Genomic DNA, 8,367 nt, shown 5'->3' on the forward strand with positions numbered 1-8,367 from the left:
TAACTTAATTTTAACAGAGAATGTCCTTATTTTTTATTTAAAAAATAATCAAAGCCTGTGAAATTTTACTCTCGTAAAACTTCACAGGCTTTTTCATTTCAGAGGAGGGTTTTGTCCCAGCCTCTTTGTTTTTTATCCTTCAATATGATAAATCTGATAAACCTCTCTTTTATTCATTCCTCTATCCTTAGCAACCTGCTTAATTGCCTCTTTATTGGTCATTTCTTTTTCTGTTATGTAATGATTAACATGTTCTTCAATAGAAATATGATTCCACCATATATCCTCTTCATCCGCTACATCGTGATGGTTTCCTTCTATTATAATGCAAAATTCTCCGCGAATCTCATCTTCGTTTGCCCATGTGATAACTTCCTTAACCGATCCTCTTATAAACTCTTCAAACTTTTTTGTTAGTTCCCTACATAGTGCAATTTTTCTGTTGCCGAAAAATTCTTCAAATAATTGAAGAGTTTCCTTTAAACGATGAGGAGATTCATAGAAGATGATGGTTGACTTTACTTTAGAAAGATCTTCTAACTCCTTCTTTTTCTCCTTCTTGTTCCTATTTAAAAAACCATAAAAATAAAAAGGTTGTGAAGGTATGGCTGAAGCAATAAGAGCTGTTAATGCTGCATTGGCTCCAGGCAAAGGAACCACTGTTAGCTTCTCTTCAATGGCTGAAGCCACAAGTTCGTAGCCTGGATCCGATATCGTAGGCATTCCCGCATCACTAACGAGTGCAATTTTGAATCCATCCTTCAATTTTTCAATTAATTTTTCTCCACTTACTTCCTTGTTGTGTTCATGATAGCTCATGACAGGAGTGTCTATTTCAAAGTAATTACATAGTTTTTTCGTATTTCGAGTATCTTCAGCAGCAATAAAGTCTGCTTCTTTTAATAATCGAATGGCTCTAAAACTCATATCCTCTAAATTACCGATAGGAGTTGGAACAAGGTATAGCATTCCTTTTGAATTTTCATTTTCAAAGCTCTTTTGCTGCCACATAAAAACCACCCGTTTCATTATTAAGTTTCAAGATTGATGAAACCTTATACTTTTTTCTTTATTCTTCGCCGTATAAAATCTTCTTGATTACTGGTGTATATTCATTTTCTTCATTATATACAATGAGCGGTTGAAGAATTTTCACATCAGGGTTTCCATCTTTAATCCCTTCAATTAATAAAGTATTCGCTTCTTTTCCTTCTTTCGGATAAACAAATTGAATTCTCTTTGGTTCTAATCGATATTGTCGCATAAGAGTAATGATATCTAATAGTCTGCCTGGGCGATGTACAAACGCTACCTTTCCACCCTGTTTAACCAGTTGGCTAGAAGCTCGTATCGCGTCTTCAAGGGTACAGAGGATTTCATGACGAGCATATGCTAAATGTTCATTTTCGTTAATTTCCTCGATTGACGGAGTAGGAAAATAAGGTGGATTACACGTAACAACATCAAATTTTCCAAAGCCAACTTTCTGTGGCATTTCCTTTATATCTCCATTTATCATATGTATTTTTTCTTCTAACCCGTTGTACTCGATACTGCGGACTGCCATATCAAAAAGGCGTTCTTGTATTTCAACTCCTGTTATGTTTCCCTTCGTTCGTGTACTTAAAAAGAGAGGAATCACACCATTCCCACTACATAAATCAATAATGTTCCCTTTTTGAATAGGAACATATGCAAACTTAGCAAGTAGTACTGCATCCATTGAAAAAGAAAACACCGAAGGACTCTGGATAATTCGCAAGTCCTCCGCTAATAAATAATCTAAACGTTCATCACCTTTTAAAGGAACCATCTTTTTTCCTCCATATTAAAAACAATCACATTACTTATTGTTGGTTAATTGTATTTGAGTCAACCACATTTTTAGGCAAAATATATGTTCTAACAAATGATTACATTAAAAATGCTTAACTAAATTTCTTTAACAAACAGCCTATACAAAAAACAGCCCTCCTAAAAGGAAGGCCGATATTATTTCTTATTAAGAAAGGATAAGCAGAATAGACAATCTCCTTCTTTTCGGGGACTTCCGAAATGCAAATTACAGATATGAAAACCTTCTTGATAAAGGCGTGCAAGATTATCATAACCTTCACCGATATCAATCACTTTATCTAAGTCATCAGATGCTTTTTTCTTGCTTTTATCCTTACTCTTTTCTTTCTTAACAGGATCTGTGGTTTGATCAAGACGTCGTCTTAAATGCTCATTTTCCAGCTTTAAAGAGTTATTTTCCTCAAGTATTTCTGCCAGATGCTCTTTCAACTCACCAAGCTGTCGGTATAAGTGTCCAATTTGGACCTCCATGTTACTGACTGAATCAAATATCTCTTTCTTATTCACTTATTCCACCTCATTAATCTGTGGATTGTACCGATACAGCGCCTTCCTTTAATATCTCCTCTAGCGTATATTCTAGGACACGCTGCTCATCAGCTATTTCTACTTGAAGAACTCTTTCCAAAATATTTAAACCAACCACTTTCCCTAACCCTTCAGGTGTTTCAATTACCTCACCTAAATCAGGGAGTAGCTCTTTTGCATCTTCGTATTGATCATTTTCATATTTCAAACAGCACATCAAACGTCCACATAAACCTGATATCTTCGTAGGATTTAGGGATAAGTTTTGATCTTTTGCCATTTTTATAGAAACTGGATCAAAATCTCCTAAAAAGCTTGAACAGCACAACATACGCCCACACGGACCGATTCCACCAAGCATTTTAGCTTCATCTCTAACACCGATTTGGCGTAATTCTATTCTAGTTCGGAAAATAGCTGCAAGGTCCTTTACAAGCTCACGGAAATCTACTCTTCCATCAGCAGTAAAATAGAAGATAACTTTGTTTCGATCAAATGTATACTCAACATCAACTAGCTTCATATCTAGTTGATGTGTGCTAACCTTTTCGCAACAAACCTCATATGCCTCTCTAGCAGCATCTCTATTTTCTTCAACAATAAGTCGATCCTTTTGATCTGCAATTCTTAATACCTTTTTTAAAGGTAGAACCACATCATGTTCCTCTACTTTTTTCGGGGCAATGACTACTTTTCCGTATTCTACACCACGAACAGTTTCAACAATGACAAAATCGTCCTTTTGAATTGAGAGATCTCCGGGATCAAAGTAATATATTTTTCCCGCTTTTTTAAAGCGTACTCCTACTACATCATACAAAGGTTGATCCCTCCTGCAACTTTAACACAAGCTGCTCCATCAGCAACTGTGGATTCATATTTGCATGCAGCTTTCTTTTAGCATCTAATATCGCTGTCATTTGATCACTTAGACGCCGACCGGACGTTTGTAAAGCAAATTGTTCTAAACGTTGCTTTTCGTTTAGATACACAACTTGTTCAATCTTTCCAAGTTGAATATATAGTAAATCCTTAAAAATAAGAAGTAGTAAGTCTAAACCACGATCGAGCTGATCTTTCTCTTTAAAGTGTAAAAACCAATCCTCTTGAAGAGTTACTAATGATTCCAGAGAATTTTTCTTTAGCACTTCATATAATTTTACCACTATTTTTTGAGCTTGTGCAAACCAATCGTCACTACTTAACTCTAAACCTTCATCCAAATTATTGGTAAGTTGTGCAATTAAAGGAGCAGAATTGCGATCTACCCCTTTTTCAACCAACTTTTCTATCAAATTTTTAGGTGATAGCGGCTGAAAAGAAATAATCTGACAGCGAGATAAAATAGTAGGAAGGATTTGCTGAGTTTGTTCCGTTATTAGAATCGCCAACGTTTGCGAGCTAGGCTCTTCTAGAAATTTTAATAAACTGTTCGCAGCATTTGTCGTCATTTTATCGGCATGGACAATTGTGTATACTTTCTGCTTTGACTCCACACCAGCTTTTGCAAATTCCTCTTGAAGTTGTTTCACCTGCTGCTTTTTAATAGAAAGTCCATCAGGTTCTAAGAAGTGTATATCAGGGTGATTTCTATTATTAATTCTCTTGCAATTAATACAGCCTTCACATGGTTTATACCCATCTATAGGAGACTCACAAAACAAGCTTTTAGCTATTAAAATAGCAACGTCCTTTTTACCTGTTCCCCGCATTCCTTCAAATAAATAAGCGTGGGCTAGCCGGTCTTTTATGATGGTGTTTTTGAACATTCTCAATACAGTTGGCTGAATCTCTTCAAGCACATCCCACGTCTTTGTCAATCAGATCACTCTCTTACGTATATAAATTAATTAATAGTCCTTTAATTTCACCGATTTTCCCTAATATATCAATCGATTTTTCTTCTTTTTTCATCACTGCTTCTGTCAACTCAATAAGCTTTTCATCAACCGTTTCGACAATTTTCAATGCCCTACCTTGTCCAAACTGGTTCCAGCTATGTGATTGTTTTAGATCCATTCCAAAATCCACTGCTTCTTTAACAAACCTTTTAACAACGGTTTTATATTTAGCAAGATCCTTAAAGGTTCTTGAATTTGCTAATCTTTCTCCAGCACTTTCAATATCCTTTAATAACGCTTGTAACTGGCTCATATGCATTTTTTGATCCTGCTTTTGAACGAGTTCATTAAACCTTAAGCCATTGGTTATTTGTTGCTTTTGGTCCTGTCTAAGTTTGTCCGTGCTAAGTCTTATATCTTCGTTAATCTTCATAATGTGCCCCCAGGACTAAATTAAAACTGATGGAACTGCTCAACTGGTAAAACAAATACCGTCGCGCCCCCAACTTCAACCTCTACTGGATATGGAACGTATGAGTCTGCGTTCCCTCCCATTGGCGAGACAGGTGCTACCATCTGATCCCTCGACTTACAATTATCTTTTATTACTTGCAATGCTTTTTCCACGCGTATATCTTCCGTTCCAATAATAAACGTCGTATTTCCTGATTTTAAAAATCCGCCCGTACTAGCTAATTTCGTAGCCCTAAAATTATGATCAACCAGTGCACTTGATAAACGATTACTATCCTGATCTTGAACCACTGCTAAAATCAACTTCATAAACTCTCATCTCCTTTAAAATGAACTCCGTTAGTTTTATATATATTATAACAGTTATTTGGTTATCAAACAGGACAGATTCCTTTCATATTAAAAACGCCTTAAAGGAGTACTTTAAGACATTTTAACGTTTCAGTTGTTTAAAAGCTCCTTTAGTTTTGTTTCCGCCTCTTTATAAACCATATCTACTGTTTTTGAGGCATCAATTTTCCTGATTCTTTCTGGAAATCTTTCTAAAAGGAGATGATACCCCTCTCTAACCTTTTCATGGAACTGAATATCCTCTAAATCAAGACGATTAACTTCTCTTCCCTTATGTTTATTAATCCTCTCAAGTCCAAGAGCAGGTTCAATATCAAAATAAAAGGTGATATCAGGCATCATACCCTCTATTGCAAATTGATTGATCGTGTAAACCTCATCTATTCCTAACCCTCTTGCATGTCCTTGATAGGCAAGAGAACTATCAACAAATCGATCACAAATAATGACATATCCCTCTTCTAATGCTGGTTTAACCTTCTCGACAAGATGCTGTCTTCTAGCTGCAGCATATAGAAGTGCTTCTGTCCTAGAATCCATAGCTGTATTTTTTTTATCTAATATCACATTCCTGATTTGTTCAGCTATTTCAATACCCCCTGGCTCTCTTGTCTGAAGAACCTTGTACCCTTCGTTATGTAAGTTTTCAACCAGCATATCAATTATGGTTGTTTTTCCAGCTCCCTCAGGACCCTCTATCGTAATAAATACTCCTTTATTCATCATCATCCTCCAGAACACATTAAGCTTTTTATTTATCTTTAAAAAACACTTTTATTTTTCCTAAAACTAACTGATTACCACCCTGAAAGCTAGCTCCTGAGTTCAATAATAGTTGTAAACTGGCTACATCTTCTTTTTCTATTTTCTCCCCAGGAATTAAAAGTGGTATCCCCGGCGGATATGGCGTAATCTGCTCTGCACATATATAACCTACAGACTCATCTATCCTAACCCAATCTTCATTCTTTGTAAGACTTTCTTGTATATACAAATTCGTAATAGCTGATTTCTTGAAAAAGCTTTGTTTATGATGTTGGCTTTTTTCTGAATAGGAGGCTAAAGCTTTCTTCATTTTTTCAATAATTTGATCAAATGGAAAACTAAATCCTTCTCTTAACAATGGCAGAGTGAAAAGTACATTATAAGGATCTGCCAACTCTGTAAAGATTCCTTCTGCTTCAAAAAGCTTTTGCAATTCAAAACCGGATAATACAGTTTTGGATTGTATCGTTATCTTTAGGGGATCACCAATACCATCTGGATAGTCTAACAACTCGATCGCCTTTATTTCCTTTAATTTAGCCCTAAATGCATCATTTTGTTCACGTAAGTATTTTAGGTCATTAGTTGTCATGGTCCCTAAAAAACTTCTTGCAAGGTCCAGAGATGCCATAATGGGGTAAGAAGGACTCGATGACTGTAGTATTCGTAAATACCGGTTGATTGCTTCTACAGAAACTCTATCGCCGTTAACATGCAGATATGAACCCATCGTCATTGCTGGTAATGTTTTATGCGCAGACTGGACAACAACGTCAGCACCAAGCTGTAATGCTGACGGAGGAAAGTACTCTCCTGCTATAAAATGGGCACCATGGGCCTCATCAATTAATACAGGAATATGGTGTGAGTGGGCAAGCTTAATTATATCCTCTATTTCTGTAACCATCCCATAATAATTAGGATAAGTTAAAATCAATGCTTTACTGTCAGGATATAACTGTATAGCCCTTTTCACGGTCTCAACTGATACTCCTCCGGCAACTCCCCAGTTTTCGTTGTATTCCGGCCCTAGTAATACAGGATTGCCTTTAGTAAGGTAAATTCCATTTAACACGGACTTGTGACAATTCCTCTGAACGAGAACAGTTTGTCCTTCTTTTATTGTTGCCATAATCATGGCTAGATTCCCTACCGTAGAACCATTTACTAAAAAGAAGCTCCGCTTAGTTTCATATAAATGAGAAAGTAAATCTTCTGCTTCAAAGATCGCTTCTTCTGGCGAGTGTAAATCATCTAAACCTCTTAGCTCCGTAACATCTATTTTTAAAATATCTTTATAAAAACTTTGTTCCCAAAACAAAATGCCCGACTTATGTCCTGGAACATGTAAAGATATAGGCTCCTTTTGTCGATGCCTCACTAACGAATCATACAAGGGCGTTTGAAATTGGTCCATGTTATCACCGCATATTTCAATAAGATACCTATATATTTTAACAAATAGCCAAAAATGATTATATCTTTATTTCGGTGGAGTTGAAAATTCATTAATGAATTAATTTTTATGAAATGGAGTTAGACATACAACGATTCCCGATTTGGAACATAAACTATAAATCAAGGAATCTCTCAGATAAAAAATTCTAAAAATTGTATACAAAATAGCTGAACCGGGCAAACTAAGGTGTATGGAGGTGGAGTTACATTGGATTCGCTATTAGCAAAGAACCAACTTGGGGAAACATGTGTCATTTGCGAGCAGTCTAAATCAAAGGGGATACATCTATACACTTCGTTTATATGCATGGATTGTGAAAAAGATATAGTCACAACAAATACAAATGACCCTAAATATAAATATTTTTTAAAGCAATTAAAGAAAATCAACACACCCGAGATATATTCTTAATGAGCCCATTATTTGGGCTTTTTTTGTTTGGGTGGGGAGTTATTTGGTAGAGGTAGGATCTAATCATACATAGCTTGGAGGATCTAAAATTGCTATAGATGTCCTAGAAGAAGTGATTGAGTAACTATCACCTGGCTAGAATACTTGATGTTGTGAAAAATGGCATAGAAATGGATTCATTCCGATAGCTTTTTCCTAGTTGATTGTTTTTTTAAATGCTATGAATTATACGATTGCATGACATTAGATGATAAACCTGAATTTGTGACAAATGCACATAAATTTGTGACAAACGTGCATATATTCTTAATTTCGTGCATATATTTTCTATTTTGTATCATATATTTTCTATTTTGTATCATATACATATAAATTTCGTTCTTTTCCTAAGGCGTTAAGAAGTATTGACCAAATTTTATTAAGAAATGACGAGAAAAAGTATGAAAAAAACCTTAAAACTACTCTCTAATTATTTATTTGGTTAAGGATTTAGATAGAAAATCCACTTAAAAAACACAAAAAACGAGTATCCTCATCAGATACTCGTTTGCGTTGCCTGGCGACGTCCTACTCTCACAAGGGGACAGCCCCTAACTACCATTGGCGCTGAGAAGCTTAACTTCCGTGTTCGGTATGGGAACGGGTGTGACCTTCTCGCCATCATCACCAGACTATTTAATT

10 protein-coding genes and 1 rRNA gene are annotated in these 8,367 nt (G+C 35.7%); 1 reads left to right on the top strand and 10 read right to left on the bottom strand.

All coding sequences use genetic code 11. The annotated features are described in order from the left end of the window. Nucleotides 1-132: 132 nt before the first annotated feature. The 9 genes from rsmI to ACFYKX_RS27130 form a co-directional block, all read right to left on the bottom strand. Nucleotides 133-1,011 carry a 16S rRNA (cytidine(1402)-2'-O)-methyltransferase gene (gene rsmI, locus ACFYKX_RS27090; RefSeq protein ID WP_389365420.1) on the bottom strand — a complete coding sequence of 293 codons (879 nt, stop codon included), beginning with the start codon at nt 1,009-1,011 and terminating at the stop codon, nt 133-135. A gap of 58 nt (nt 1,012-1,069) precedes the next feature. Next, entirely contained in the window at nt 1,070-1,813 is a 744-nt protein-coding gene (locus tag ACFYKX_RS27095) for a tRNA1(Val) (adenine(37)-N6)-methyltransferase (protein WP_389365422.1), read from the bottom strand. Nucleotides 1,814-1,992: 179 nt separating this feature from the next. Next, complete coding sequence (yabA, locus tag ACFYKX_RS27100) at nt 1,993-2,364, bottom strand: DNA replication initiation control protein YabA (RefSeq protein WP_389365424.1); 372 nt, start codon at nt 2,362-2,364, stop codon at nt 1,993-1,995. Nucleotides 2,365-2,377: 13 nt separating this feature from the next. After that, entirely contained in the window at nt 2,378-3,205 is an 828-nt protein-coding gene (locus ACFYKX_RS27105; RefSeq protein ID WP_389365426.1) for a PSP1 domain-containing protein, read from the bottom strand. Beyond that, on the bottom strand, nt 3,198-4,205 hold the full coding sequence (gene holB, locus ACFYKX_RS27110; RefSeq protein WP_389365428.1) for a DNA polymerase III subunit delta': 1,008 nt from the start codon (nt 4,203-4,205) through the stop codon (nt 3,198-3,200). Before holB ends, ACFYKX_RS27105 begins: the two co-directional genes overlap by 8 nt. 13 nt (nt 4,206-4,218) lie before the next feature. After that, on the bottom strand, nt 4,219-4,659 hold the full coding sequence (locus ACFYKX_RS27115; protein ID WP_389365430.1) for a YaaR family protein: 441 nt from the start codon (nt 4,657-4,659) through the stop codon (nt 4,219-4,221). 20 nt (nt 4,660-4,679) lie between these two features. After that, on the bottom strand, nt 4,680-5,009 hold the full coding sequence (locus ACFYKX_RS27120) for a cyclic-di-AMP receptor (RefSeq protein ID WP_389365431.1): 330 nt from the start codon (nt 5,007-5,009) through the stop codon (nt 4,680-4,682). A 132-nt stretch (nt 5,010-5,141) separates the two neighbouring features. Continuing rightward, nucleotides 5,142-5,774: a dTMP kinase gene (tmk, locus tag ACFYKX_RS27125; RefSeq protein ID WP_389365433.1), complete on the bottom strand. Its 633-nt coding sequence runs from the start codon at nt 5,772-5,774 to the stop codon at nt 5,142-5,144. Nucleotides 5,775-5,802: 28 nt separating this feature from the next. Continuing rightward, nucleotides 5,803-7,233, bottom strand: a complete 1,431-nt coding sequence (locus tag ACFYKX_RS27130; RefSeq protein WP_389365435.1) for an aminotransferase class I/II-fold pyridoxal phosphate-dependent enzyme — start codon at nt 7,231-7,233, stop codon at nt 5,803-5,805. 249 nt (nt 7,234-7,482) lie between these two features. Here ACFYKX_RS27130 and ACFYKX_RS27135 point away from each other — a divergent pair, with 249 nt between their 5' ends. Further along, nucleotides 7,483-7,686 carry a sigma factor G inhibitor Gin gene (locus ACFYKX_RS27135; protein WP_389365437.1) on the top strand — a complete coding sequence of 68 codons (204 nt, stop codon included), beginning with the start codon at nt 7,483-7,485 and terminating at the stop codon, nt 7,684-7,686. Between the two features lie 554 nt (nt 7,687-8,240). Here ACFYKX_RS27135 and rrf read toward each other — a convergent pair. Further along, a 5S ribosomal RNA gene (gene rrf, locus ACFYKX_RS27140) occupies nt 8,241-8,357 on the bottom strand. Between the last annotated feature and the right edge of the window lie 10 nt (nt 8,358-8,367).

This window comes from Cytobacillus spartinae, assembly GCF_042865285.1.
GTDB classification, from domain to species: Bacteria; Bacillota; Bacilli; order Bacillales; family Cytobacillaceae; genus Robertmurraya_A; species Robertmurraya_A spartinae.